The organism is Achromobacter sp. ACM02, assembly GCF_014851605.1.
In the GTDB taxonomy this organism is placed as follows: domain Bacteria; phylum Pseudomonadota; class Gammaproteobacteria; order Burkholderiales; family Burkholderiaceae_B; genus Achromobacter; species Achromobacter aegrifaciens.
Genome location: NZ_JACUZY010000001.1, coordinates 597,015 through 622,897, shown reverse-complemented (window position 1 = coordinate 622,897; position 25,883 = coordinate 597,015). Strand labels below are relative to the sequence as shown.

20 protein-coding genes are annotated in these 25,883 nt (G+C 67.3%); 10 read left to right on the top strand and 10 right to left on the bottom strand.

Going from position 1 to position 25,883, the window contains the following annotated elements:
- Positions 1-121: 121 nt before the first annotated feature.
- Complete coding sequence (locus IB258_RS02855) at positions 122-1,024, top strand: LysR family transcriptional regulator (protein ID WP_054454448.1); 903 nt, start codon at positions 122-124, stop codon at positions 1,022-1,024.
- Between the two features lie 42 nt (positions 1,025-1,066).
- On the opposite strand, the gene IB258_RS02850 is transcribed toward IB258_RS02855, so the two are convergent.
- The gene (locus tag IB258_RS02850; RefSeq protein WP_054454449.1) at positions 1,067-1,744 is read right to left on the bottom strand and encodes a hydrolase; all 678 of its coding nucleotides are present in this window, start codon (positions 1,742-1,744) and stop codon (positions 1,067-1,069) included.
- Positions 1,745-1,887: 143 nt separating this feature from the next.
- Here IB258_RS02850 and IB258_RS02845 point away from each other — a divergent pair, with 143 nt between their 5' ends.
- From IB258_RS02845 to IB258_RS02835, 3 genes are all read left to right on the top strand, one after another.
- Positions 1,888-2,793 carry a LysR family transcriptional regulator gene (locus tag IB258_RS02845; protein WP_054454875.1) on the top strand — a complete coding sequence of 302 codons (906 nt, stop codon included), beginning with the start codon at positions 1,888-1,890 and terminating at the stop codon, positions 2,791-2,793.
- A 133-nt stretch (positions 2,794-2,926) separates the two neighbouring features.
- Positions 2,927-4,318 (top strand): alginate export family protein, encoded by a 1,392-nt coding sequence (locus IB258_RS02840; protein ID WP_192352105.1) that lies wholly within the window; start codon positions 2,927-2,929, stop codon positions 4,316-4,318.
- 26 nt (positions 4,319-4,344) lie between these two features.
- Positions 4,345-6,033, top strand: coding sequence for an amidohydrolase (locus IB258_RS02835; RefSeq protein ID WP_192352104.1), 1,689 nt, complete (start codon positions 4,345-4,347; stop codon positions 6,031-6,033).
- Between the two features lie 43 nt (positions 6,034-6,076).
- On the opposite strand, the gene IB258_RS02830 is transcribed toward IB258_RS02835, so the two are convergent.
- The 6 genes from IB258_RS02830 to IB258_RS02805 form a co-directional block, all read right to left on the bottom strand.
- Positions 6,077-7,099 carry a porin gene (locus IB258_RS02830; protein WP_175180928.1) on the bottom strand — a complete coding sequence of 341 codons (1,023 nt, stop codon included), beginning with the start codon at positions 7,097-7,099 and terminating at the stop codon, positions 6,077-6,079.
- Positions 7,100-7,120: 21 nt separating this feature from the next.
- Positions 7,121-8,107, bottom strand: a complete 987-nt coding sequence (locus IB258_RS02825) for a tripartite tricarboxylate transporter substrate binding protein (RefSeq protein WP_192352103.1) — start codon at positions 8,105-8,107, stop codon at positions 7,121-7,123.
- Between the two features lie 89 nt (positions 8,108-8,196).
- Positions 8,197-9,186, bottom strand: coding sequence for a zinc-binding alcohol dehydrogenase family protein (locus IB258_RS02820; protein ID WP_192352102.1), 990 nt, complete (start codon positions 9,184-9,186; stop codon positions 8,197-8,199).
- A gap of 91 nt (positions 9,187-9,277) precedes the next feature.
- Positions 9,278-10,192, bottom strand: a complete 915-nt coding sequence (locus IB258_RS02815) for a dioxygenase (protein WP_119451492.1) — start codon at positions 10,190-10,192, stop codon at positions 9,278-9,280.
- A 47-nt stretch (positions 10,193-10,239) separates the two neighbouring features.
- Positions 10,240-11,268: a tripartite tricarboxylate transporter substrate-binding protein gene (locus tag IB258_RS02810; protein ID WP_175180926.1), complete on the bottom strand. Its 1,029-nt coding sequence runs from the start codon at positions 11,266-11,268 to the stop codon at positions 10,240-10,242.
- Positions 11,269-11,340: 72 nt separating this feature from the next.
- A complete protein-coding gene (locus tag IB258_RS02805) occupies positions 11,341-11,871 on the bottom strand; it encodes a cupin (protein WP_054454462.1) in 531 nt (176 codons plus the stop codon).
- 160 nt (positions 11,872-12,031) lie between these two features.
- Between IB258_RS02805 and IB258_RS02800 the strand changes: the two genes are divergently transcribed.
- Together IB258_RS02800 and IB258_RS02795 are read left to right on the top strand one after the other, a co-directional pair.
- On the top strand, positions 12,032-12,958 hold the full coding sequence (locus IB258_RS02800; protein ID WP_054454464.1) for a LysR family transcriptional regulator: 927 nt from the start codon (positions 12,032-12,034) through the stop codon (positions 12,956-12,958).
- Between the two features lie 188 nt (positions 12,959-13,146).
- Positions 13,147-14,619, top strand: coding sequence for a hypothetical protein (locus IB258_RS02795; protein WP_192352101.1), 1,473 nt, complete (start codon positions 13,147-13,149; stop codon positions 14,617-14,619).
- A 42-nt stretch (positions 14,620-14,661) separates the two neighbouring features.
- Here the strand turns inward: IB258_RS02795 and IB258_RS02790 are convergent, their stop codons facing one another.
- Positions 14,662-15,900 carry an EAL domain-containing protein gene (locus IB258_RS02790; RefSeq protein WP_175162780.1) on the bottom strand — a complete coding sequence of 413 codons (1,239 nt, stop codon included), beginning with the start codon at positions 15,898-15,900 and terminating at the stop codon, positions 14,662-14,664.
- Between the two features lie 194 nt (positions 15,901-16,094).
- On the opposite strand from IB258_RS02790, the gene IB258_RS02785 reads away from it, so the two are divergent.
- A complete protein-coding gene (locus IB258_RS02785) occupies positions 16,095-19,136 on the top strand; it encodes a hybrid sensor histidine kinase/response regulator (RefSeq protein WP_225590246.1) in 3,042 nt (1,013 codons plus the stop codon).
- A gap of 134 nt (positions 19,137-19,270) precedes the next feature.
- Complete coding sequence (locus IB258_RS02780) at positions 19,271-19,969, top strand: response regulator transcription factor (RefSeq protein ID WP_175162782.1); 699 nt, start codon at positions 19,271-19,273, stop codon at positions 19,967-19,969.
- Between the two features lie 20 nt (positions 19,970-19,989).
- On the opposite strand, the gene IB258_RS02775 is transcribed toward IB258_RS02780, so the two are convergent.
- Together IB258_RS02775 and IB258_RS02770 are read right to left on the bottom strand one after the other, a co-directional pair.
- Positions 19,990-20,700 carry a response regulator transcription factor gene (locus IB258_RS02775; RefSeq protein WP_175162784.1) on the bottom strand — a complete coding sequence of 237 codons (711 nt, stop codon included), beginning with the start codon at positions 20,698-20,700 and terminating at the stop codon, positions 19,990-19,992.
- Positions 20,701-20,817: 117 nt separating this feature from the next.
- Positions 20,818-21,174 carry a hypothetical protein gene (locus tag IB258_RS02770; RefSeq protein WP_192352100.1) on the bottom strand — a complete coding sequence of 119 codons (357 nt, stop codon included), beginning with the start codon at positions 21,172-21,174 and terminating at the stop codon, positions 20,818-20,820.
- Positions 21,175-21,699: 525 nt separating this feature from the next.
- Here IB258_RS02770 and IB258_RS02765 point away from each other — a divergent pair.
- Both IB258_RS02765 and IB258_RS02760 read left to right on the top strand, forming a co-directional pair.
- The gene (locus IB258_RS02765; protein ID WP_192352099.1) at positions 21,700-24,726 is read left to right on the top strand and encodes a sensor histidine kinase; all 3,027 of its coding nucleotides are present in this window, start codon (positions 21,700-21,702) and stop codon (positions 24,724-24,726) included.
- A gap of 120 nt (positions 24,727-24,846) precedes the next feature.
- A complete protein-coding gene (locus IB258_RS02760) occupies positions 24,847-25,866 on the top strand; it encodes a histone deacetylase family protein (RefSeq protein WP_119451495.1) in 1,020 nt (339 codons plus the stop codon).
- Positions 25,867-25,883 lie beyond the last annotated feature (17 nt).

Below are 25,883 nucleotides of genomic sequence, written 5' to 3'. Positions count from 1 at the left end.
GAACAGGTCGAATTCTGCCCATCGGGCCTGGCGCGAACAAGCGCTATTATTCAAGCCATCAATCGTTAATCCCGATTGATATAAGAGCGACTACTACGCGCACGGAAGGTGCCCCGGAGCCATGGATCTACGCCAATTCGATTGTTTTCTGGCCGTTGCGGACAAGCTGCATTTCGGCCGCGCGGCGGAAGCGCTGCACATGAGCCAGTCATCCGTATCGGAAGCGGTCAAGGCGTTGGAAAAGACGCTGGGCGCCCCCTTGTTCGAGCGCAGCAGCCGCCGCGTCGCGCTTACGCCGTTGGGCGAAACCCTGAAGCTGGGCGCGGGACCGGCTGTGGTCATGCTGAAAGCCGCGCTGGACGACTGCAAGCGCCAGGCCGCGGGCAAGCCGCGCCATCTGCGCATCGGCTTCCTGGGCGGCGGTTTCTACGAGCTATACCGCCCGCTGGTCTCGGAATTCAAGGCCGCGCATCCCAACGTGGAGCTGGAGTTCGTGGAACTGACCTACGTCACCCACTACGCGGCGGTGGCCGACGGCTCGGTCGACATTGCGTTCTGCCGTTTGCCGCTGGGCGCGGACGGCCTGTGCCATGGGCCCATCGTGTTGCGGGACCAGCGCATGCTGTGCGTCCCGCTTGATCACCCGTTTGCCGCGGCGACCCTGCTGGACCCCGAGCTGCTGGCCGAGGAACGGCTGGTGCGCATGGTGCCGGGATCGGTCAACCAGGAATGGCAGGACTACCACTTTCCGCGCCACACGCCCAAGGGCAAGCCCATCGGCGACGGCCCGGTGGTGCGCACGATCCGCGAGGGCATCGCGGCCGTGAACACGCGCGAAGGCCTGCTGATGCTGACCAAGCGCGCCGCCAGTTATTACGCGACGCCCGAGATCGCATTCGTCGAGATCGACCTGCCCGCCATGCCTTCTGCCCTGGTCAGGCGGGTGGACGACCACCGGCCCATTCTCCAGGAACTGGAAGCCTTGCTGCTGCGCATCGCCGAGCGGCATGGCGTGGCGGCTTGATCCGGGCCGCGAGGCCCGGGCCTCCGCTTATATCGAAGCGGATCAGCGCTGCGAATCCAGGACTTCGTTGTTCTTCACCACTTCCTGCGCCTTGGAGTAGCTTTCGATCAACAGCTGGTAGGCCGGGAACACCTTGGTGTAGACCTCGGCCCACTGCATGGCGTCTTCGCGGTTCCAGGTCTTCTGCAGTTCCGAGGCCACGGCGGCAGTGTCCATCGGCACCACGCCGGCCTGCACCACGCGCGCCAGCGTGATTTCCTGGGCCATCTTGGTGTACGTGCCAGAGGCGTCGATCACCGCGAACACCTTGTAGCCGTCGGCGACGGCGCTGATGGCCGGGAACGCCATGCACACGCTGGTGATGGTGCCGGCGATGATGAGCGTCTTGCGCCCGGTGGCCTTCACGGCGGCAACGAATTCGGGGTTGTCCCAGGCGTTGATCTCGCCCTTGCGCGCAATGTATTGCGCATGCGGGGCGTTGGCGTGGATCTCGGGAATCAGCGGACCATTCGGGCCTTGCGGCACGGAAGCCGTGGTGATGACGGGCATCTTGGCCAGCGTGGCCATCGACGCCAAGGCGCCAGCGCGGGCACGCAGCTCCGGCATGGGCATGTCGCCCACGGTCTGGAACAGGCCGCTCTGATGATCGATCAGCAGCATGACGGCGTCGTCGGCGTCGATAACAGGACGTTGGCCGTTGAAGTTGGCGGGTGCGGACATGGTGTACTCCTAATTTGGAAGGTCGACGGCTTGTGGCCGAATCAGAAGCCTTATGGCTGCACAAATATTAAAAATAGAACAAAATTGTCGGAAGACCGATTTTTTGCTTTCAGCGTTCTATTTTTTGAACCAAAGGGATGCCCATGCAGGATCTCAACGACCTTTTCTATTTCGTGCAGACCGTCGAGCACCAGGGCTTTGCCCCCGCGGGACGTGCGCTGGGCATGCCCAAGTCCCGCCTCAGCCGCAGGCTGGCCCTGCTGGAAGAGCGCCTCGGCGTGCGCCTCATCCAGCGCTCGACCCGGCATTTCATGGTCACGGACATAGGCCAGACCTACTACGAGCGCTGCAAGGCCATGCTGGCCGAAGCGGAAGCCGCGCAGGAAGTGATCGACGCGGCCCAGGTCGAGCCGCGCGGCGTGGTCAAGCTGACCTGCCCGATCGCCCTGCTGCATACCCATGTGGGCGGCATGCTCGCCGACTTCATGATCAAGTACCCGCGCGTGGTCATACAGTTGGAGGCCACCAACCGCCGGGTCGACGTGCTGGGTGAAGCCGTGGACGTGGCGATCCGCGTGCGCCCGCCTCCGCTGGAAGACAGCGAACTGGTCATGCGCGTGCTGTCGGACCGCGGCCAGAGCCTGGTCGCCAGCCCGGGCCTGACGGCCCAATGCGGCCAGCCCGCAACCCCGGACGACCTGGGCGCCTGGCCCAGCCTGGCGCTGGGCTCGCCCAACCAGGCCTATCGCCTGGAGCTGTACAAGCAGGACGGCCAGCAGGCCACCGTCTCGCTTGCCCCCAGGATGATCACCACCGACATGATCGCCTTGCGCAACGCGGCGGTGGCCGGCGTGGGCGTCGTGCAACTGCCCACCATGATGGTGCGCGAACAGCTGCAGGCGGGACAGCTGGTCCGGCTGCTGCCTGACTGGGCCCCGCGCCGCGAGTTGATACACGCGGTGTTCCCGTCGCGGCGCGGCCTGCTGTCGTCGGTCAGGGCCTTGGTGGATTATCTGGCGGAGCGCTTCGGGAAGTTGCAGGAAGACTAGCCCAGCGTTCCGTTTTCAGGACAGCCAGGGCTAAAAATGGCGACTACCGACGCCATTGTCCTTAATCTATCTTGCCGCCTGGTCACTTCTACCGCTGTCGACGCTTGCACGCGTCGGCTGCAGCCCAGGCAACTTGAACTTCCACAGACTCGCAATCCTCCCGCTGGCCGCGCTGGCAATCGGCGCCGCGCAGGCCGCCGGGTCCGCGCTGCCGCCCATCGATCCCTGGCGTTATACCGAGGACTACAGCTACCTGGACGACCCGGCCAAGCGCACGGGCGCCTGGGGCGAAGCCGGCAAGTGGATCCGGCTGGGCGATTCCTCCGCGCTGACCCTGGGCGCCGAGCTGCGCGCCCGCTATGAGCGCTACCGCAACAACGAATTCGGCGACGCGGCCGTACCCGACGAGGGTTACCATCTGTACCGTTTCCTGCCCTATGCCGACCTGCGGCTGGGCCGGCAGGTGCGCGCCTTCGGCCAGTTGAACCTGACCCATGCCGAACGCGACACCGGCTCCATCGGACCGCCCGACGACACCGGCAGCGACGTGCTGCAGGCTTTCGTCGACGTCTCCCTTGCCGGCGCTGCGGGCACCTGGACCGCGCGCGCGGGCCGCCAGGTCATGGCCTATGGCAGCGAACGGCTGATCTCGGCGCGCTACGGTCCCAACGTGCTGCGCTCGTTCGACGGCGGCGCGCTCAGTTGGCAGAGCCAGGAACTGCGCGTGGACGGTTTCCTGGTGCGCCCGGTGCGCAACGATCCGGACGATTTCAGCGACCGCGCCGACTCCCAGCGCCGGCTCGGCGGCCTCTACGGCACCTGGTCCGCGCCCGGCGGCCTGGGCGACACCGGCCTGGATGCCTACCTGCTGTCGCTGTCCAGCGACTCGGCCACCTACAACCAGGGCAGCGGCCCCGAAACCCGCAACGCGCTGGGCGCGCGCTACTTCGGCCAGCACGCCTCCTGGCGCTGGGACCTGGAAGCGGTCTACCAATACGGCAGCTTCGCCGGCGCGCCGGCGCGCGCCTGGTCGCTCGCCAGCGACGTGAGCTACACCTTCCGCGGCACGCCATTGCAGCCGCGCGTAGGCCTGAAGGCCAACATCATCAGCGGCGACCGCAATCCGGACGATCCCAAGCTCCAGACCTTTGCCGTCTTCTTCCCCAAGGGCAAGTACTTCGGCGAAGCGGGCCTGATCGGCCCTTCCAACCTGATCAACTTGCATCCCTCGCTCACGCTGGACCTGGGCTCCGGCTGGACGTTGGGAACCGCGGCGGTCTTCTATTGGCGTCAAAGCCTGCAGGACGGCGTGTACGGCGTGGCCGGCAAACTGCTGCGCCCGGCCGGCGCCAGCCGCGCCCGCTACATCGGCACGCAGGCCGACGTGGTGCTGGGCTGGGAAGTGTCGCGCCACCTGAGTTTCGAAGCCGCCTACTCGGTGTTCCGGCCCGGAAGCTTCATCCGCGACACCGGCCGCGCCGAAACCGTCCATTTTTTTGGCCTGGAAGCGCTATGGCGCTACTGAACCCCCTCGATGACCGGAGACGACACATGAAAAGAACCACGGCGCTTGTCCTCGCATTGGCAGCCGCGCTGCCCTGCGCCGCCCACAGCCGCGACGCCGACCTGGTGCTGCGCAATGGCCAGATCATCACCATGGACCCCGCGGCGCCGCGCGCAACAGCCCTGGCGATCCAGGGCGAACGCATCGTGGCGGTGGGCGGGGACGGCGATGTCGAGCAACACGTCGGACCGGCCACGCGCCAGTTGGACCTGCAGGGCCGCACGGTGATACCCGGCCTCATCGACACGCATATCCACGCCATCCGCGGCGGCCAGACCTATGCGTTCGAAACCTACTGGTACGACGCGCCCAGCCTGGCAGACGCGCTGGGTCGGTTAACCCGCGACGCCGCGCAACGCCCGCGCGACCATTGGGTCGCGGTGGTCGGATCCTGGCATCCGCGGCAATTTCGCGAGCGCCGCGCGCCCACCCGCGCCGACCTGGACCAGGCGGTCCCCGGGCATCCCGCCTATGTCCAATACCTGTACGACTACGCCCTGCTCAACAGCCGCGGCATCGAAGCCCTGGGCCTGGACGGCCCGCAGCCGCCGGAACTGCACGGCATCACGGTCGAGCGCGACGCGCAGGGCCGCGCCACCGGCAGGCTGCTGGGCGGCATCGGCCCGTTCAACGCGCTGTTCGCCCGCCTGAGCCATACCGCCGACCGCCCCGCCGGGCTGCAAGCCTTTCTGCGCGCCATGAACGCGCGCGGGCTGACGGGCTTCATCGATCCGTCGGCCGGCGGCGCTGAAGCCTACGAGCCGCTTTACGCGCTGCGCGACCGCGGCGAACTCACCGTGCGCGCGGGCTACCGGATCTCGGCCATGCGCGCGGGCGGCGAGGCGCAATGGTTCCGCGACATCATGGCCTTCCGCCCGCCGCGCCATGATGACGGCAAACTCGCGTTCCTGGGGTTGGGTGAAAACCTGGTGTCCGCCATGAACGACGGCGTGCGCATGGGCCCGGGATTCAACCCGCCCGCCGAAGCGCGCCAGGAACTCGCCCGCATCGCCCGCTACGCGGCCGAACGCCGCATCCCGCTGGAGATCCACGCCTACACCGACGACGCCGCCAGCGCCATCCTCGATGTGTTCGAGGAAGTCGGCCGCGACCACGACCTGCGTCCGCTGCGCTGGTCCATCGCCCACCTGAACACCGGCTCGCGCCGCACGCTCGAACGTATGGCGCGCCTGGGGCTGGCCTATACGGTGCAGATGGGTCCGTACTTCGAGGGCGAGGCGATACGCGAGGCCAATCCCAAGGGAGCGGAGCAGGATTCGCCGCCGGTGCGCACGGCGCTGAACCTGGGTCTGCCGGTCGCGGGCGGCACCGATTCGACCCGCATCGGCGTGGCTGGCGTCTGGCAGGCCGTGGAGTACCACGTGCAGGGACGCGCCATCGGCGCCACCGTGCTGCGCGAGCCCGGCGCCTTGCTCACGCGGGAGGAAGCGCTGGCGCTCTACACGCGCCAGGCAGCCTGGCTGGCATTCGACGAAGACGACCGCGGGCAACTGAACGCCGGCAAGCTGGCCGACCTGGCGGTGCTGGACCAGCCCTACCTGACGATGCCGGCGGACCAGATCCACGCCATCAATTCGGTGCTCACGCTGCTGGGCGGCAAGCCGGTGCATGATGCCGGGGTGTTGCCGGCGGCGCCTGCCAAGGCGGTCCAATAAAAAATTGCGGCCCCGCACTGGGCGGGGCCGCAGCGCATCACGCTCAGAACGAGTGGCTGATCCCGACCTGGAAGCCCTTCGAGTTCGCGCCCGGCACGCCTTCCGGCGCGACGTCCCCGGTCACGAAGGCGGCATTGCCCTCGTTCTTGATGAAGGACGCCGCCGTGTACAGCACCGTGCGCTTGCTGAGCGCGTAGGTGTAGCCCAGCGCAAACTGCTGGGCGTCGTCGCCTTCGTACTGTCCGCTCTGGGTGGAACGGGAGTACGACAGCTTCACGTGGCCGCCACCCACAGGCACCGACGCGCCCGCCAGGGCCACGTGCTGCTTGTCCGACCCGATCTTCTGCTGCAGGTAGTTGGCAAACAGCTTCACCACGCGGAAGTCATAGCTGGCGCCCAGGGTCGCGGTTTCGTAGTGCTCGCCGCTGCCCATCGACGTCCTGCCGTATGCGGCGGCGACATTGAGCGGACCGGACTGATAGCCCAGCCGCCCGCCGGCATAGTCGGCGCCGCGCAGGTCTTCTTCGCGCGCATAGTTCAGGTGTCCGTATATCCCGCCGAGTTTCTTCGGCAGGAAGTACGCCACCATGTTGCTGGCGCGCGAGAGCGTGGTGGCGCCCTCCATCCCCAAGGGCCAGCCCTTGATGATGTTGCTGCTGCCGCCCACGCCCACGGTGCCGAAGGGCGAGAACGAGGACACGTTCCAGAACGCCGCGGTGTAGTCCCGCCCCAGCCGCAGTTCGCCGTAGCGCTCGTTGCTCAAGCTGATGGTCGAACGCCGTGTCCAGTTCAGGCCTTGCGGCCCGCCACTATTCGGCAGGATGGGCGCCTCCAGCCAGAACCCCACCGAGTTGCCGTTGCCCAGATTCTCGGTGCCGCGCATGCCGATGCGGCTGGGCAGCATGTAGCCGCCCTGGTCCATGCCGATCTTGGACGTGCTGCCCGCGGTGGCGCTGGTCACGTTCAGGTCGATGTGGCCGAACAGGGTCAGCGACGACGATTGCGCAAGCGCCGGTCCCGCCAGCGCACAGGCTCCCAACAGCCCGATTCTTCTGATTATTGACATATTCCCCCCAGTTCCCCCGACTCAATTGCCGACGCGTATGCCGGCGCCGCGGATCAGGCTGCCGGTGCTTTCCATTTCCCGGCCGATCAGCTCGGCGAATTGCTGCTGCGGCATGGGCGCGGGCTCGGCCCCCAGGTTGTCGAAGCGCTCGCGCGTGGCGTCCGAGCGCAGCGCCTGTTCGGTGCCGGCATGCAGCTTGGCCAGGACCGCCGGCGGCGTCGCGGCCGGCACGAACATGGCCACCCAGAACAGCTGGTCCACGTCGCGGTAGCCAGCCTCTGCTGTCGTAGGCACGTCCGGCAACGCGGGCGAACGGTGGTCGGCGCTGATCGCCAGCGCGGTCAGCTTGCCAGCCTTGACCATGGGCAGCGCCAACGGCAATGGCAGGAAGAACCAGTCGACCCGGCCGGCGATCACGTCGTTGACCGCCTCCGGCGTGCCGCGGTACGGCACGTGGATAGCCTGGATGCCTGTCGCGGCCCTGAACTTTTCGCCCGCGATGTGCGCGCCGCTGCCGCTGCCGGACGAGCCGTAGGTATATTGGTCGGGTTCGGCGCGGGCGCGCTCCACCAGGTCCTTCAGCGACTTGAAGTTGCGCGCGTTCGACGCCACGATCACGTTCGGCATCGAGGCCAGCATGGTCACGGGCGTGAAGTCCTTGAGGGTGTCGTATTTGAGGTTGGCGTAGAGCGACTGGTTGGCCACGTGGGCAGCGGAGTGCACCAGCACCGTGTAGCCATCGGCCGCGGCGCCCGCCACCATGGTGGCGCCCAGCACGCCGCCTGCGCCCGGCCGGTTCTCCACCACCACCGGCTGGCCGAGTTTCTTCTCCAGCTGTTCCGCCACCGTCCTGCCGATGACATCGGTGGTCGACCCCGCCGTGAACGGCACTACCATCCTGATGGGGCGTGCCGGATAGTCCGGCTGGGCCTGCAGCGTGGCGCTAAGCCCCACGACGCCGGCCAGGGCCGTCGCGTATTGAAGAAAATGTCTGCGGTGCAGTGTCATGGTTTGTCTCCTTTTATGCTTCTGCTGCGCGAAAAAAAGCCGATCGCCCATGACGGACAGGCAATCGGCCGGATAAAGCGGGTCGCGGATCAGGGGGCGAGGACGGGCCGGTCCTGCGCGCCTTCCAGCACCTTGATGTAGGCCTCGCGGGCTTGCGCCAGCGGCACCACGGCGGCCGGACTGACCGGAAAGGACTGCAGGCTGCCGTCCTCGAAGCCGGGCAGCAGCTCGCGGAACACCGCGGCGCAGCGGGCCGAGTCCAGCTTCAGGCTGTCCACGCCGATCAGTTGGAGGTCGCGGCGGTAGAAGGCCTGGATGTCGAAGGGCACGTTGCGGTCAGGGGTGGAAATGACGATCTGCCGCCCGCCCACCTTCAACGATTCCAGCGCCGCGGCGAAGTACGGCGAGCCCACCGTGTTGTAGGCAATGTCTGCGCCCGTCTGGCTGGTCAGCTCCATGACACGCTGGGCGATCCCGTCGCGGCTGCCATCGATGACCGACACGCCTGAAACCGCATGGCCGACGTAGCCTTCGCCGCCGCGCTCCACCCCGACCACCCGGGCGCCGGCGCGGCTGGCCAGCTGGATGGCGGCCTGCCCGACCTTGCCGTTCGAGCCGAACACCACCACCGTCTGGCCCGGGCCAGACAGGCCGGCGCGGCGCAGCCCTTCATAGGCGGTGACAAACGGCACGCCCGCCATGGCGGCGCTGGCCGCGGCGATGTGGGCAGGCCTGCGCACCAAGGCGGCCACGGGCAGCACCAGGTAGCGCGCGTGGGTCCCGTCGCGCGTAATGCCCAGGTCGCCGCCCGTGCCCCACACCTCCTGCCCCATCCATTCCGCGGGGCCGGCTATCACCTTGCCCGCGTAGTCGCGTCCGGGCGTGCGCGGCCAGATCGCGTAAGGCATCATGCCCATCGCCGCCTTGACGTCGCTGGGATTGATCCCGGCCGCGCTGACTTCGACCACGGCATGGCCTTCCGGCGCCTGCGGCACGGAGATGTCGACCAGGGCCGGCCGCAGCTCGGCGACGGTGGAAACGCGTTCGATCACGCGCAGGGCTTGGGTTTTCTTGCTCATGTCTGTCTCTGGTTCTGGTTGTTGCGGGCAAAGGCTGCCCAAGGCGCGGCAGGCCGCGCCGGGATTGAGGTCGAAAGCGGGGAAAGCCGGATCAGGAAAGCGGCGGCTTGGGCATGCGCGTTTCGCCCGGCTCGAGCTTGAGCTCCACGTCCAGGCGGTAGGTGCCGTCGCCCGTCGCTTCGAACTTCCGCAGCAGCGACCCCACCGCGCCGAATGCCGCATCGCTATACGCGTAGGCGTCGTTGGCGTCGAAGATCTGGGTGGTCAACACTTTGTGGCCGGGCGCCGAGGCGATGAAGTGCAGGTGCGCGGGCCGCATGTGGTTGCGCTGCTGCAGCGCCAGCAGGTCGCCGCAGGGGCCGTCGATGGGCACGCCGTAGCCGGCGGGCTTGACGCTGTCGAACCAGAAGCGGCCGTCCGCGTCAGTCATAAACACGGCCCGCAGGTTCATGTCTTCCTGCTCGGGATCCTGGTTTTCGTACAGGCCGCTGGGCGCGGCCTGCCAGGTTTCCAGGCGCGCGCCGGCCAGCGGCTGGCCATCCAGCGTGCAGATGCGCCCCGTCACCAGCAGCCGATCGCCAGTCGTATCCTCGGTGGCGATCTTGGAACCGTTTTCGAGTACGGGCTGGTTGGCGCGCCAGAACGGCCCGATCAGCGCGGGCTCCGTGCCGCCGGCCTCCAGCACGCCCTCGGCGTCCATCAACAGGACCAGCGTGGCCACGCCCAGGATGTCGGCCAGCAGGATGCCTTCGTGCCGCAGCGGATTGGTGGCCTGGCCCACTCGCACCATGAAGTCCAGGCCCTGGTGCAGTTCCTCGTAGCTCAGTTTCACGTCCGCCGCAAACGCGTGCAGGTGGCGGATCAGGGAATCAAGAACCTCGCGGGTGCGCGGATCCGTGGCCTGGTTGGCCGCAAGAACGGCTTGCAGCAATGCTTGCGGCGTGGCGGGTATGGCGCGCTGTTCGCCGGCGGCGCGCGTGTCCGCGCAGGAATTGGCATGACTCATAAACATTCAACCCTGTAGTCTGACTAATGAAATTTGCGTGCCGCGCTTCAGTCGGCGCTTATTCCCGCCTGGGCCGCCACGGCAGCCCATTGCGGGACCTCCTGCGCCACCCTGGCCTTCAGCGCCGCTGAAGAACTGGCGATGACGCGAAATCCGAGCCCGTCGAGCTGCCTGCGCACCGGCTCCTTGCCCAGCGCTTCGGCCACCGCCTTGTTGATGCGTTCGACCGTGGCGGCCGGCGTGCCCGCCGGGGCGAACAGCGCCTGCATGGTTTCCGAGCGGAAATCGGCGAAGCCGGCTTGCGCGATCGTCGGCACGCCGGAAAGCGCCGGCCAGCGCTCTTCCCCGCCCACGGCCAAGGCCCTGAGCCGGCCGTCGGCGAGAAACGCCTGCGCCGCAGGCAGCGCGGCAAAGGCGCAGTCGACCTGGCCTCCCAGCGCCGCCAGCACTGCGGGCGCCGCGCCCGAGTACGGGACGTGCAAAGCCTTGACACCCGCGCGCCGCCACAGCAGTTCGGCTGCCAGATGCACGCTGTTGCCGTTGCCCGGCGTGGCGTACGTGAGCGTGCCGGGATCCCGGGCGGCAGCGTCCAGCAGATCCTTGAGCGTGGCCAGGCGGCTTTCGGCGCGGACCACGATGACGTCCGGGGAGCTCACCGCCAGGCTCACCGGCGCGAAGTCGCGCACCGGATCGTAGGCGGGCCGTTCTGCGGCGATGGCAGGATTCGTGACGAACGAGGACGACACCAGCAGCAGCGTGCCGCCGTCCGCCTGCGCCCGGGCGACCGAGGCCACGCCGATATTGCCGCCTGCGCCTGGGCGGTTCTCCACGATCACGCTCTGCCCCAGATAGGCCGGCAGCTGCGCGGCCAGCAGGCGCGCGACGATGTCCGTGGAGCCTCCGGGGGCGAACGGCACCACCAGGCGCATTGGCGTGCGCGAACTCCTGCCGAAGAACGGAACGAGCTGCTTGGCCTGGCCCATCGCAGGCGCCGCGCAAAGCGCGCCCGTACAGGCGACGGCCCGCAACACGCGTCTTCTTGCAATCAGCCGGGATACGCCATAGTCATCGCTCATCCCATGTCTCCTCTATTGTTCTCTTTGCTATCGATGGCGCCGCACCTGGCCGGCGCAGGCCATCGTCCGGCATCAGCTTTCCGCTTTCTCTTTCAGGAAGCCGTCGGTGCCGTAGACCAGGCCCGTGTTCTCGGCGGCGCGCACCACGTCGGGATGCCAGGCGATGCGCCCGCATTCCTCGTCGGTGCCGCCGACGACGGAATAGACGACCAGGGCATGCGGGTTGGGATTGCGGAATCCGCGCATCACGCCGATGGGGCAGGAAATCACGTCCCACTGGTTCAGCATCACCGAGTGCTCGCCCTTCTCGCCCCAGATCACTTCCATCTGGCCGTTCAGAGGGCAGAAGACTTCCTCGGTCTTGTGCGCATGCAGGCTGGCGCCCTGCCCCACGGGAATTTCGATGAAGGTCACGCCAAAGCGGTGGTTGCCGGGGATGGCTGGCTCCACGCCTTTGTTCTCCAGCACGCCGCGGTTCATGATCTTGTAGATGTTCTTCTTCATGCCGGGCAGGCGGCTTTCGATGAAGGTCTCCCGGTAGGGCTCGACCTTGCCCCAGCGCGCGATGCGGGTGGCTTCCATTTCCTGAGCATTGATATCCATGTCATTCCTTTTTCTGATGAGCTTTAAAGAGAGGTGCTGCGGCTTTTCTCGCGGCTGATGCAAGTTAAAGCTCACCCCGACGCAGCGTCCACTACCATTTTCTTACCGCTCCCATATAATTTTGTTATGACTCAATCCGCCACATAGGGCTGCTACGGAAATGGATCTGCGGCAACTTCGCTACTTTGTCGTTCTGGCCAACCAGGGGCATTTCGGCCGCGCCGCAAGCGTCCTGCATGTGGCGCAGCCCGCGCTTACGCGCCAGATCCAGCTGCTGGAAGAAGAGCTCGGCGTCCAGCTCTTCGTGCGCCATTCGCGCGGCGCGTCGCCCACCGAAGAAGCCGCCTTCCTGCTGGAACGCGCTTCCTTCCTGCTGCGCTACGCCGAACAGCTCAAGCAGGACATGTCCGCCCTGCAACGCCATCCCAGCGGCCCCGTCGTCATCGGTCTTTCTCCCGGACTCGCAATGACGCTGGCCGTGCCCCTGACTCGCGCCGTGCAGGAACAGCTCCCCGAAGTCCGGCTGCGCTTCGTTCAAGCCTTCTCTCCCACGCTGCACGAAATGCTGCTCAAGGGCCAGGTGGACCTGGCCATGCTCAACGGTCCGGTTCCCGTCGCCAACCTGCTCACCTATCCCTTCCTGACCGAAGGCATGTGCCTCATCGGACCGCCCTCGCATCGCAAGGCCCGGCCCGCGCGGATCGGCGTGCGCGACCTGGCCGAGCTGCCGCTGGTGATGACCGGCCTGGCCAAGTCCGGCGTGCGGCTCGAGCTCGAGGCCCAGGCGGCGCACGCCGGGGTGCATCTGAATCCGGTGGTGGAAGTCGAAACCATGGAAGTCGCCAAGCGCCTCATAAAGGAAAAGGTCGGCGTGACCGTGCACTTCGCCGCAACCGTGCTGGAAGACATCGAGGCAGGCCGCCTGTCCGCCCAGCCCATCGACGGCCTCAGCCTGCGCCGCATCCTGGCCCACCCTTCGGATCGGCCGGCCTCGCGCGCCACCAAGGCGGCGGTCGAGATCCTGCGCCAGGTAGCGCGCGAGCTGGTGGCGACGAAGCGCTGGCCCCACGCCACGCTGGACTTCTGAACCCGCCCCCGCAGGTTGCGGCATTTTTATCATCGTCCCGCGTTCCAGACGCGGGACGCAGCGTACGGTTGCCGCGCCTTCCAAAAGACCCCGCGATCGGGCAGGCATGAACCGCCGCGGCGCGGCTCTCGGCATACACTGCTACGCGCCAAGCCTGTCCCGGACCCCGCCATGCACACGCTCAATCCATGATGTACCTACTGTGGTCGCTACCCGCCCTGGCCGTCATCGGCGCCATCGCCAGCGGACGCCTGAACACCACGGCCGCCGCCTTGCTGGGCCTGCTGGCCGCCGTGCCCATCGCCCTGTATGCGGCGCCCGCCTCCTTCACCACCGGCCAGCTCGGGGTGGCGCTGGAACGCGGCCTCTGGATAGGCGGGATCATCACGCCGTACATCCTGGGCGGGCTGCTGTTCTGGAACATGGCGGCACAAGGACGCGCGCCGCACGCGGCGGCGGACGGCGCAAACACCGCACTGGCCCATCCGCTGGCGCGCCGCCGGCTGCTGTTCTTTGCCTGTTTCCTGGTCGGCCCTTTCGCCGAAGCGGCCACCGGCTTCGGCGTGGGCATGCTGGGAACGGTGCTGCTGATCCGGCCTTTGAATTTGAAGCCGCGCGAAACCATGGTGTTCGCGCTGCTGAGCCAGACCCTGATCCCTTGGGGCGCCATGGGCAGCGGCACGCTGCTGGCGTCGGCCTATGCGCGCGTCCCGGCCACGGAGCTGGCGCTGTACGGCATGGCGCCGGTCGCCTTGCTGACGGTATTGTGGATGCTGCTGTACTGGCGCACCGCCAGGCGCGCAGGCTTGCGCGCTGAACCCGCGGAGCATGTGCGCGAAGCCGTCTGGATGATCGCGAGCCTGGCCGCCCTGAGCGCCGCGACAGCGCTATTGGGACCGGAAACCGCGCTGCTGTCGGCCTACGGCCCGCTCATCGTGCTGCGCTTCCTGCTGGATCGCCGGCCCGACCAGCCCCGGATGATGGCGGCGGCGCGCAAGGCGCTGCCCTATATCCTGATGATTGCTTGGCTGGTGGCCACGCGCTTGCTGCCAGGCTTGAACTGCGGCCTGGCCGGACTGGCTGCGTTCAAGCCGTTCCCGGACCTGCCCGGCTGGATGCCGCTGCTGCATGCCGGCAGTTGGCTGATCGTGGGCGCCGTGCTCATGGCCGCCATTGGCCGCCAGCGCGACCTGCTCGCGACGCAGGCGCGCGCGGCCTGGACCACGGGACGGCACGCGGTGTACTCCGTGTTCCTGTTCGCCATGATGGCCGAAGTCCTGGCCGGCGCCGGCATCTCGCAAGCGTATGCCGACGGCCTGTTCGCCAGCCTGAAGGACTGGACCATATTGATCACGCCGCTGCTGGCCGGCGTATTCGGCATCCTGGCCAACAGCGGCAACGCGCCCAACAGCCTCTTCATGCCTGCGCAACTGTCGCTGGCCTTGAATGCGGGCCTGAGCGTGCCGGCTGCGGCCGCGCTGCTGCATGTGTCGGGCACGTCGATGGGAATTTTTTCACCGGTGCGGATGTCGATCGCGGCTGGCCTGGCGCATGGCCGCGGCGAAGAGCGCGGCGTGTATGTGCAGTTGCTGCCCTACGCGCTGGCGGCGTTCGGACTGCTGCTGTGCCTGGCGGTGCTGGTGGTGCTGGCGGGGGCCTGATCGCTATCTGCGACCAGCCTGCGATACGGTACACGGCCCGCTTCAGGCGTTCGCGTACATCCGCAGGATCCCATGCCCGATGACTCCCTGGCTGAGCGCGTACTGGCTGAATGCCCCTAGCGGCATCGGCCTGCCATGGAAGTACCCTTGCGTGACCTGCGCGCCCAAGGCGCGCACCATGTCGTAGTCCTCCTGGCTCTCGATGCCTTCGGCCACCACCGTCATGTCCAGCGACCGCGCCATCTCGACGGTGCAGGCCAGGACATCCTGGGCATGGCGATGGCGGCGCGCCCGGGCGATCATGTCGCGATCGATCTTCAATTCGTCGAAAGGCGCGCACAGCAACCGGTCGAGCGAGGAGTCGCCGGTGCCGAAGTCGTCGATCGCGCAGCTGAAGCCGCGCAAGCGCAGTTGCGTGATGGCGCCCGCCAGCGCCCCGTTGGAGCGCGCGCCACCGTCCTCGGTGATCTCGATGACGATGCGGCTCGGATCCACGCCGGCGAATTCGGCCCGGTCGGCCACGTCCTGGGCCCAGCAGATGGAACTTGCGACGGCCGCGGGCACGTTGATGCTGATGACGCAATCGGGCCGGCCGCCCAGTTCGCGCTGCGCCTCGAAGGCGCGCGCCAACATGTAGTCGGTCAGCGATCCCAGCAAGCCCGCCGCCTCGAAAGCCGGCAGGAAAGCGGCCGGAGGAATCATCGCGCCGTCATCCGCGACCCAGCGCGCCAGCATTTCAGCGCCGCGCAGTTCGCCCGTCGACACGCAATGCTGTGGCTGGAAGTACGCAGCAATCTCGCGCTGCGCCAGGGCGCGGCGCAGACGTTCGGTGTCCAGGCCGGCCAGCGCGACGCCGCTGCTCTGCGCCGCGGCGCGCAACGTCGCCTCGCCATCGGCCAGCGCGGTCCGGGCCAGGGATTCGATCATCGAAATCAGGCAGGCCGCCTCCAGCGGCTTGCCCAGCGCGGCGATGATGGGCAGGCCGCGATTCCGGGCGTAGGTCGCCGCCGCCTGCAGGATCCGGGTCGGATGGCTGCTGGCGATCGCGATGCCGCCGCAACCGCCGGCATCGGCCAGCGCATCGATCATCTGCAGCCCGGTGCGGTCCGCCATGTCCAGATCGACAATGACCAGATCCCATTGCTGCTGCTGGATCGCCGCCACGGCCGACGCGCCGTCGTGCGCCGTCGCCACTTCAGGCACGCCGATCTTGCCCAGCATCCGCGCCAGCGCGGCACGTTGGAATTCGTCTTGGTCGACAACTAGGGCGGATTTGAGCATGATGGTCCCGGGGAACGAAGCGCCCATGGCGCGGCGCCGAGGCGCCTGCGGGCGGAAGGCCAGGCAGCGAACTGCCGACGAATTCATTGTTCCACCCGCCGCCGGGAACGGAAATCAGCCGAGTCCTATATTGCCGGTTCCGGCCTGTTTGGCTCTATCATGGCGTCACCCATTCCGGCGGAGCCAAACCCAGCATGGCCGCGCAGATCCAAGACGCCCCTGAGCCCGAGACCGCCGGCCGGCCGTCGCGCAGCGCCATCAGCATCCTGAACCGCTATCAACGGGCGCTGCTATATGTGGGCGGCGCCGTCACAACCTTGGTCCTGCTGACAGTCGCTGGCGTCATGCTGTTCGCGCAAGCCAAGGATTACGTCGCGGAACGCTATGCCGGCTTCGTGGTGCGCAAAGCGCTGTTGCAGACGGCGCTGGGCGTGCGCGAGGGCGCATTCCGCATCGGTCTTTCGCACGAGGAGTACGCCTGGCCCGCACGCGTGTCGTCCGCGGCCCCCGACCTGGTGCAGACTTTCGCGCGCCTGCAAGGGCGCATGGAATTCCAGCGCAACCGCAACTTTCCTCCGGTGGTGGCCCTGGCCGACATCGAACCCGGCCGGCCCGCCGCCGCCTACCTGCCCTATCTGCATCTGACCGACGAGATCAGCTATTCCGCTGCGGCCTACGCCAAGGCGCTTTCGGTCAGCGGCTTCTTCTACAGCCCCGACCGCGGCTTCCTCGGCGTGGGTCCCATGTCCGACACCGTGGATCCGCTGGCGCTGGTGGGCGCGAAAGACGTCGCGGAACTGATCCGGACGATCGCCCCCGACCTGGGCGACCTGGAATCGCCCGAGATCCAGCAGCGCCTGATGGCGGCAGGCGGACCGCGCTGGCTGCCGCCCGCCGTCGATCCCTTGACGCGCAAGCTGTCCCTGCGGCTGTACCAGGCCGCAAGCAGCCAGGGCCGCATATTCGCCATCTTTGTTGCCATCTATCCTGCCGATACGCTGAACGCCTATCTGACGACAACGCGCTACGAAGAGGCAGCCCTGATCGTCGACCAGGACGGGCGCCAGCTCCTGCCTGTGGCCATGGAAGAGCAAGACGCGAAGATCGCTGCCAGGATGCTGGACGCAACGCGATCGGATCCGGTCGCGCCGTCGGAGGTGCGTTACCGCGACGGCCTGTTCATCCTCGGCGACCAGGTTTCCGAATCCGGCTGGCGCCTGACCTACGCCTTTTCCTGGCGCACCATAGTCGCCGACCTATGGCCCAGGCTGGCCGGCTACGCGCTCGCGACGCTGCTGATGGTGACGTTCGTCTGGGCGGTACTGCTGCTGCTCGACCGCAAGGTCTTCAAGCCCGGCTATGCCCGCTCGCAGCGCATATTCGAAAGCGAGAACCTGAACCGCACCATGGTCGCCACCGCGCCCTCGGGCCTTGCGCTGCTGTCGCTGAACACGGGCGAAGTGCTGTTGCAGAACGAGGTCATGCAGGACTATGCCGCCAGCGCAGCGCCCGGCAGCCCGCCCTTGCATGCGCGTCTGCTCGCCCTGTATGGCGGCGCTTCGGACGCCGCCGGCTGGCACGCCGAGCTGGAACTGGCCCATCCGCGCATCGGCGGCAGCCACAGCGATCTGCTGGTGAACGCGGTGCGGACCAAGTACCAGGGCGTGGACGTGCTGCTGTGCAACTTCACCGACATCACGGCCCGCAAGCAACTTGAACAGAAACTGGACGAAGCCCGCGTCGCCGCCGACACGGCGAATCAGGCCAAATCCGCCTTCCTGGCCACCATGAGCCACGAAATCCGCACGCCGCTGAACGCCATCCTGGGCAATCTCGAACTGCTCGAGCGCTCTGGCCTGCAGCCTGCCCAGAGCGAGCGCCTGCGGGCGGTGACGTCCTCCTCGGCCACGCTGCTGGAGATCATCAACGACATTCTGGATTTCTCCAAGGTCGAATCCGGCCAGATGAGCGTCGAGTCGATTCCTTTCGACCTCGCGGAAGCCGCCCGGCAAGTCGTCGCCGTTTTCACGCCGGCCGCTCAAGCCAAGGGCCTGGAGCTGGATTGCAGCATAGACGACGGCTTGGCGCCCCGCTATCTGGGCGACCCCACGCGCATCCGCCAGATCATGTTCAACCTGGTCGGCAACGCCATCAAATTCACATCCCACGGCGATGTGCTTCTTGAGGTCTACCGCCAGGACGACGATGCGCCCGACACCCCTATCGTGATCGGCGTCAGCGACACGGGCATCGGCATGACCCCGGCGCAGCAAGCCGTGCTGTTCCGGCCGTTCACCCAGGCGGATTCCTCCATCGCCCGGCGCTACGGCGGCACGGGGCTGGGCCTGGCGCTATGCGGCCGGCTGGCCACGCTCATGCACGGCAGCATAGCCGTCACCAGCAAGCCGCAGGAAGGCAGCACCTTCCTCGTCACGCTCCCCTTGCCCCCCGCACCCGCCGAGGCCCCGGATGCTGCAGTTCCGGCGAGCACGGCGCCGCTGGAACCGGAGCAGCCGCTTGCCGCCCGCATCCTGGTGATCGATGACAACCCCGCCAACCGCGAGCTCATGAAAATACAGCTGGAGACCCTGGGCTATCAGGCGGACCTGGCGGCGGATGGCAGCGCGGCCTTGGCGCGCTTCATGGAACAGGCCTATGGCCTGGTCATCACCGACGTGAACATGCCCGGCATGGACGGCTATGCCTTGGCCCGCTGCCTGCGCGCGCAAGGCGCGCAAGTGCCCATCATCGCCTACACCGCCCACGTCGGCGCGCAGGAGCACCAGCAATGCCGCGACGCCGGCATCGACACGGTGCTGGTCAAACCCCTGCTGCTGGACAAGCTGGATGCCGCCATCCGGCGCCTGCTGCGCGGCGCCCCGGCGCCTGCCCCGCGCCCGCGCGCCCGGGACGAGATCGCACAAGGCCCGCTGCCTGCGCGAGTCCATGAGGCACTGACGCGGTCGCTGCATCAGTCGCTCGCAGCCATCCGCAAGGAACTCGCGGCGATCCGGACCGGCAATGCGCCCGCCGAGCCCGAGGCGGGAGCGCATCTGCACTCGCTGCGCGGGGCCTACGCCATGATTCACGAAACGGCGCTGGCAGACCGGTGCGCACAGATGGAAGACCTGGCGCGCAACCGGCGCACCGATGCCTTGGCTGAGGCCTTGGACGTGTTCGAACCCATGGCGCTGGCAGCCCTCGCAGGGCGCCACCCCCGCGACGCCGAAAAATAGGCTTAGTCCTATCCGAACCGGGCCTGCAATCGGACTCGGCTGCTTATCCGCCAGACCACGCGCCTCTACAGTCTGTCCTGCGCCGCCTCGCCGCGCCTGGCCGCCTCGCCAGCCTGGTCCCACCCTGTTCCATCATGAAGCCTCTGAATCTACGCGTCGTGGTCGCCGACGACCATCCCGCCGTGCGCGCCGGCGTGCAACACACGCTCGCATCCAGCAGCACCGTATCCGTGATCGGCGCGGCCCGCGACTCCACCGAGCTGATGGAGATGCTGAGCCGGCATCCGTGCGAGGTGCTGATCTCCGACTATTCCATGCCGGGCGGCCATTTCGGCGACGGCATCACCCTGTTCGGCCTGATCCGCCAGCGCTACCCCGGCCTGAAGATCGTCGTGCTGACCATGCTGGAAAGCCCCGGCATCGTGCATTCGCTATTGAACCTGGGCATTCCCGCCGTCCTCAGCAAGTCCGATTCGTTGAATCATCTGTTGCCCGCGATACATGGCGCCCATGCCAACGGCCGCTATCTTTCGCCGCGGATCGCCGATCTGGCCAATGCGCTGGACCGCGGCGACTATGGGATCCACATGCTGACCCGGCGCGAGCTGGAAGTGGTGCGCCTGTTCGTGTCCGGCCTGACAATCAACGAAATCGCCGAGCGCCTGCACCGCAGCAAGAAGACCATCAGTACGCAGAAAGGCACCGCCATGCTAAAGCTGGGGTTGGAGCGCGACATTGAACTGCTGCGCTACGGCATCGAATCGGGACTGGTCAGCGCCAATCCGTCGGGAAGCCCGGCAGGCGCAATGGACCAAGCGCCTGCATCGTCATAAGCCGGGGCAAGCGACCGGCCTCAACCCTGCGCGCCTTCCGCCGGCTCCTGCACTGGGGACGCGGAGTCCACGGCCAGCGTGGCTGTCAGGCCGTTCTCCATCGCATACCGGAACAGGTCGACCTCACGTTCGATGCCGAGCTTTTCCATGGCCTTGGCCTTCTGGGTGCTGATGGTCTTCTTGCTGCGATGCAGGCGCTCGGCGATTTCGTTGATCGTCAGGCCCGAGGCATACAGCCGCACGACCTCGGATTCGCGCTGGCTCAACACGCTTTCCGGATTGCGTCCACGCCGGTTCCAGTCTATGCCCTGGATTACCTTGTTGGCGCTGGGCGAATAGTACTTGCCGCCGGTATGCGCGGCGTGGATGGCGGGTATCAGGTGCGCCAGCGCGTCAGACTTGCTGACGATGCCGCCTATGCCCAGCGTGACCAGCGTGTGCAGGACCGCCGCGTTGTCCAGCATGGTCAGGACCACCAGCTTCAGTTGCGGATAGCGCCGTTGCAACAAGCCGAACAGCGATGCTCCATCGCCGAAATCGCCCGCGGGCATGGAGTAGTCGGATACCACCACGTCGCAGGGCGTACGGTCCAGCAATGCGACCAGCTCGGTGGAGTTGGCGGCCGCGCCCACCAGCGCAATCGTGGGCACTTCGGCCAGCGCGTGCTGTACGCCCGCGACCATGCCGGGATGGTCATCCGCCAGCATCACCTTGATCTTGAATTCGTCCATGTCCGACCCTCTGGTCCGGCGCGCTGCCGGGGCGCTGCATTGTATTCGCCCTAATGGCGTCAGCGAATATTGAAAGGCGGAGCCCGCCCGACCACGGCGGGCTCCGCCAGCCGCCGGCTAGTCGTAGGCCAGCATGACGACCGCCTTGGCGGGCCCGGCCGGCGGATGCGTCCGGCTTGCGGTCAAGGCCAGCGCGCCGCCGCCCGCGGGCAAATGGCAGGTCGTGGCCTGCTGCTTGCCCATGCCTGCGCAAGCCAGGGCATATGACGATGCGTCCAGATTGACGAGGCTGACGGTCGCGCTGCTGCGCTCGACGCGCGCGCCCTGGAACTGCATGGCGGCGCCTGCCGCCGTCGGCGCCAGCGTGCGCGTATATGAAGCTGCGGAAATGCCGCCGGTAAACGAGACCGTCCCTCCGGCGGCATGCGCCGCCAAGGGCATCACGCCCGCCGCCAACACGCTTGCCATGACCATACGAACAGAAATCCTCGCAGGATGCCTCATGTCAACTCCTCAACAAATGCGGCAAGGGCGCCGCATATTCTTCATTCATGACCGGATAACGACTGCCAGGTCTCGGAATTGAGAGCGCGGAGCCGCCGCCCCGGACGTGGCACAACAGTCTCTTGCGCGGCGGCAAGTCTGGAAGCGCGAAGCGTGGCCTGCAGGCCGCCTCGAAGCCGGCCTTGACGCCGGGCAAACAGGCGGTGCGGGCTTGAGCGGAACAGGCGGTTCGCTGCGGTGCGATGGAGTTGCGTTGCGAGCTCCGAGCCTGAGCCGGCGTAGCCGTCCGCGCCCTGCCCGCAGTCCTGTCCAGGGGCGAATTCATCAGCCGTGTCCTAGTTCGTAAGCCATTGATATAGGACGAATCCGAATACTGGAAAACAAATGCAAATATAGCCCTGAAAATGGATAGCAAGCGGGAATTTCATGGGATTCTTCGCTTCTGCATCGCGCGCGCCACACATCCGCGCGCGCAGTCCCAACCGATACACCGATATGCCGAATACCACCGCCACGGCCAGCCTTGGCGATCCTCAAAACCTGCTCAGCGCTGGTGCGCGACATGCCAGGGAACTCAGCCTCCTCGCCCGCTATCACTCCGTGATGCTGTTCGGAGGCGGCATCGTGCTGTCCGTCCTGATCGTGGTCGCGGCGTGCCTGGTGCTTTATCACTCCGCGCATGCCGCCATCTCCAGGCTGCACACGGAACTCGTCGCGCACCAGTCCCAGGTGGCGCTGGACCTCGAAGGCAAGCAGACGGCCATGCGGCGCGGCGTCATCCATGCGGAGCTGCTCTGGCAGGCGCGCCCCGCGCCCACGCCCGAAACCGAGGCGGCTTTCCGCGCTGGCGGCGGCCACGCGCGGCTGCAGGTCGGCGCGGGCCTGCCATCCATTCTGGCGGCCGGCAGCGTCACGGCCGCCGCGCCCCCGGCCAGCTACGCCCGCTACCTGGGCATGACGGAACTGCAGGCGTTCACCGCGACGGCCAGCGAGCGCGAAAGAAAGCTGCCGCTGACGGCTTACGGCTACAGTCCGGACCTGAGTTTCCTGGCCCTGATGCCCGCGCCCTCCACGCCCTATGCGCAGTTGCTCGAGCACCTGGGCGCGGCGGACACCGCCGGTCTCATCGGCCAACTGTCCTATGACCTCGGCATGCTGTCCGATCCCGCCGTGGCCAAACAATGGGAGACCAGCCGGCGCATCCTCTGGCAGCCGCCCGCAATCAATCCGCTGACGGGCCAAAACGTGATCAAGCTGGTCGAACCCGCGTTCGACGGGCCCCAGCCGTTCATGATCTTCGTCAGCGACTACCCCGTCAGCGCACTGGCAGCCCGCCTGGATGACATCCCCGCGGGCACCGCCGTGGCGCTGGTCGACGGCAATGGCGGCATCCTGCTCGAGTCCGACCGCGCGCAATCCGCCGCAGGCCTGGACACGCCCAGCCGGATCGCGCTGGCGTCGCATCCGTGGAAGCAGGCGGCGCAAGAACCCCTGACGCGCTATCAGGACGGCGTGTTCAGCGTCGGCGCGCGGTTGCTCGATACCGGTTGGACCCTGGTGTATGCCTATTCCTGGCGCACCGTCGCGGCTGCGCTTCTGCCCAGCCTCACGCTATACCTGACCGTAACCGTGCTGCTGCTCGGGACGCTCTGGGCGCTCTTGCTGTGGTTCAGCCGCAAGGCCCTGGCCCCCGTGTACCGCCGTTCGCAGCATGTGTTTGAAAGCGAGCACATGAACCGCTCCATCATCGCATCGGCGCAGTTCGGCGTGGGACTGGTGTCCTGCGCAAGCGGCGAGGCGCTGCTGCAAAACGCGATGATGCAGCGTTACGCTGCCCGCGCCGCGCCAGGCGTGTCGCTGCATGCCTTGCTGCGTGACTGCCACGCCCGCGGCGACCGCGAGGCCTGGCTGCAGCGCGACCGCGAACTTACCCTGACGCTGGACGATGGCCGCGAATGCGAACTGCTGGTCAACATCGTCAAGACCCGCTATCACGGCGATGACGTGCTGCTGTGCAGCTTCTCGGACGCCACGGCCCGCAAGGACATCGAAAAGAAGCGCGAGGACGCGCGCATCGCCGCGATCGATGCAGCGCGGGCAAAGTCCGTCTTCCTGGCCAGCATGAGCCACGAGATCCGGACTCCCCTGAGCCTGGTCCTGGGCCACCTGGAACTGCTGGACCGGGATCCGGCCGCCGCCGGCCAGGGCGGGCGTCTGCGCACCGTCCGCAACGCTTCGCGCGCACTGGTCGATCTCATCAACGACATTCTGGACGTGTCGCGCATGGAGTCGGGGCAGATGACGGTCGAGCGCATACCGTTCGACCTGCCGCAGCTTGTCGCCCAGGTCGTCGCGATGTTCAAGCCCGCCGCGCTCGCCAAGGGAGTGCAACTGTCCGCCACTGTCGGCAGCGAGGTGGCCCAGATCTATGCCGGCGACCCGACACGGATACGCCAGGTTCTGGTCAATCTGGTCGGCAATGCCCTCAAGTTCACCGACGCGGGCGCAGTGGAAATCACGGTCGAGCCTGCGCGCGACCCTGCGCTGGCGGATTCCATGCTCATGCGCGTGCGCGACACAGGCATCGGGATGACGCCCGAACAGGCGGATCGCGTGTTCACGCTGTACGCGCAGACCGACAGCTCGATAAACCGCCGCTACGGCGGCTCCGGACTGGGCCTGCCGATCAGCAAGAAGCTGGTGGAAATGATGGACGGCACGATCGCCGTCGCCTGCCCCGCCGACGGGGGCGCCACATTCACGGTGACGCTGCCCTTGCATCCCTGCGCGCAAACGCTGAACGCTGCGCCGTCCGCGGACGACCCCGCAACGCCTGCGCCCGACGCCCTGCCTCGGGACATCCGCGTGCTGGTGGTCGACGACCATCCGGCCAATCGCGAACTGATCCTGGACCAGCTGGCCGCCCTGGGCGTCGCGGCAGACGCGGCGGAAGGAGCGGCGGCGGCGATGCGCTGCGTGAAGATGCGCCGCTACGACATGGTGCTGACGGACATCTCCATGCCCGAGATCAACGGTTATGCGCTGGCGCAGTTCCTGCGCGAACGCGGCCCCAGGCTGCCGGTCGTCGCGGTCACGGCGCACGTGGAGCCGGACGAACTGCACAACAGTCAGGCGAACTTCGACGCGGTGCTGCTCAAGCCCATGTCGCTGCGTACGCTACGGCGCGTCATAAGCGAGCACATTCCGCGGGCGCGGCTGAACGAAGAACCCGCGGGGCTTGCCGAACCGGCGGCGTTGCCGCCGGATCCCGCCGTCCTGGCGGCGCTGGACTCCAGCCTGGGCTTCTCGCTGGCGGCCATCCGCGACGCGCTGGCGCGAGCGGACTTTCAAGGCGTGCGCGAACAATGCCATTCGATCCGCGGCGCGTTCGCCATGATAGGAAAGACCGCCGTGGCCGACCTCTGCATGCAGATGGGGCAGTATGCGGCAGCCCAGGACCGCGGCAAGCTCCATGAGCGCCTGGTAATTCTGGAGACCGCCGCACGCGCCGCCTTGCGCTGAATCCTGGGTGTTGCCAATTGTCCTTCGCAGCGCGGCCACGTATAACGTCGTCTTGGCCGCCTGCCCGGGACGACAGACCCGGCCGGCGTCGCGTCAACCCGCAACCAGGTGTCACCCCGCATGAAGGCATACTTCCACGACGACCAGAAACTGCACCATCCGCAGACCTATTTCTCGCGCGGCAAGATGCGCACGCCCCAGGAAGTGCCATCGCGCCTGGACGCGTTGGCCGAGGCCGCGCGCAAACTGGGCTTTGACGTGCAGGCGCCGCCCGACCAGGGCGCGGGCGCGATCTCGGCGGTCCACACGCTGGACTACCTGCGTTTCCTGCAAGGGGCGCACTCCGCCTGGAAGCAATTGCCCGACGATTGGGGCGACGAGGTCGTCTCCAACGTCTTCGTGCGCCAACCCAACGCCTTGCGCGGCGTGCTGGCCCAGGCCGCGCGTTACCTGGCCGACGGCAGCTGCCCGGTCGGCCAGCACACCTGGCACTCTGCCTACTGGTCGGCGCAATGCGCCATCGCCGGCGCCGATGCGCTGTTGGCGGGCGAGCGCCACGCCTACGCCATCTGCCGTCCGCCCGGACATCACGCGCGGCGCGACGCGGCCGGCGGCTTCTGCTACCTGAACAACGCCGCGATCGCCGCGCAGCGCCTGACCTCGCGCTTTCCGCGCGTGGCGATCCTGGACACCGACATGCACCACGGCCAGGGCATCCAGGAGATCTTCTACGAACGCAGCGACGTCCTGTACGTGTCCATCCACGGCGATCCCGAGAACTTCTATCCCGTCGTCGCGGGCTACGAGGACGAGCGCGGCGCCGGCCCGGGCTACGGCTACAACATCAACCTGCCCATGCCCCATGGCTCGCCGGAATCGGTGTTCTTCGACAAGCTGGGAGAGGCGCGCCGCGCCATCGAACTGTTCCAACCCGACGCCCTGGTGCTGTCGCTGGGCTTCGACATCTTCGAGAAGGACCCGCAGGCCATGGTCGCCGTCAGCGAAAACGGCTTCGAACGCCTGGGCCGGGAAGTCGGCGGCCTGGCGCTGCCCACCCTGATCGTGCAAGAGGGCGGCTATTACATCGAAGGCCTGGAATCGAACGCCTCGCGCTTCTTCGGCGGACTGGCTTCGGGCTGACCCCGCGCGCCGCCGGC

Excerpts from the sequence above, each read along its gene's own strand:
- IB258_RS02835 (WP_192352104.1), top strand. The coding sequence starts at position 4,345 with ATGAAAAGAACCACGGCGCTTGTCCTCGCATTGGCAGCCGCGCTGCCC.
- IB258_RS02820 (WP_192352102.1), bottom strand. The coding sequence starts at position 9,186 with ATGAGCAAGAAAACCCAAGCCCTGCGCGTGATCGAACGCGTTTCCACC.
- IB258_RS02790 (WP_175162780.1), bottom strand. The coding sequence starts at position 15,900 with ATGCTCAAATCCGCCCTAGTTGTCGACCAAGACGAATTCCAACGTGCC.
- IB258_RS02800 (WP_054454464.1), top strand. The coding sequence starts at position 12,032 with ATGGATCTGCGGCAACTTCGCTACTTTGTCGTTCTGGCCAACCAGGGG.
- IB258_RS02855 (WP_054454448.1), top strand. The coding sequence starts at position 122 with ATGGATCTACGCCAATTCGATTGTTTTCTGGCCGTTGCGGACAAGCTG.
- IB258_RS02830 (WP_175180928.1), bottom strand. The coding sequence starts at position 7,099 with ATGTCAATAATCAGAAGAATCGGGCTGTTGGGAGCCTGTGCGCTGGCG.
- IB258_RS02805 (WP_054454462.1), bottom strand. The coding sequence starts at position 11,871 with ATGGATATCAATGCTCAGGAAATGGAAGCCACCCGCATCGCGCGCTGG.
- IB258_RS02780 (WP_175162782.1), top strand. The coding sequence starts at position 19,271 with ATGAAGCCTCTGAATCTACGCGTCGTGGTCGCCGACGACCATCCCGCC.
- IB258_RS02810 (WP_175180926.1), bottom strand. The coding sequence starts at position 11,268 with ATGAGCGATGACTATGGCGTATCCCGGCTGATTGCAAGAAGACGCGTG.
- IB258_RS02760 (WP_119451495.1), top strand. The coding sequence starts at position 24,847 with ATGAAGGCATACTTCCACGACGACCAGAAACTGCACCATCCGCAGACC.
- IB258_RS02795 (WP_192352101.1), top strand. The coding sequence starts at position 13,147 with ATGATGTACCTACTGTGGTCGCTACCCGCCCTGGCCGTCATCGGCGCC.
- IB258_RS02785 (WP_225590246.1), top strand. The coding sequence starts at position 16,095 with ATGGCCGCGCAGATCCAAGACGCCCCTGAGCCCGAGACCGCCGGCCGG.
- IB258_RS02765 (WP_192352099.1), top strand. The coding sequence starts at position 21,700 with ATGCCGAATACCACCGCCACGGCCAGCCTTGGCGATCCTCAAAACCTG.
- IB258_RS02850 (WP_054454449.1), bottom strand. The coding sequence starts at position 1,744 with ATGTCCGCACCCGCCAACTTCAACGGCCAACGTCCTGTTATCGACGCC.
- IB258_RS02825 (WP_192352103.1), bottom strand. The coding sequence starts at position 8,107 with ATGACACTGCACCGCAGACATTTTCTTCAATACGCGACGGCCCTGGCC.
- IB258_RS02775 (WP_175162784.1), bottom strand. The coding sequence starts at position 20,700 with ATGGACGAATTCAAGATCAAGGTGATGCTGGCGGATGACCATCCCGGC.
- IB258_RS02815 (WP_119451492.1), bottom strand. The coding sequence starts at position 10,192 with ATGAGTCATGCCAATTCCTGCGCGGACACGCGCGCCGCCGGCGAACAG.
- IB258_RS02770 (WP_192352100.1), bottom strand. The coding sequence starts at position 21,174 with ATGGTCATGGCAAGCGTGTTGGCGGCGGGCGTGATGCCCTTGGCGGCG.
- IB258_RS02845 (WP_054454875.1), top strand. The coding sequence starts at position 1,888 with ATGCAGGATCTCAACGACCTTTTCTATTTCGTGCAGACCGTCGAGCAC.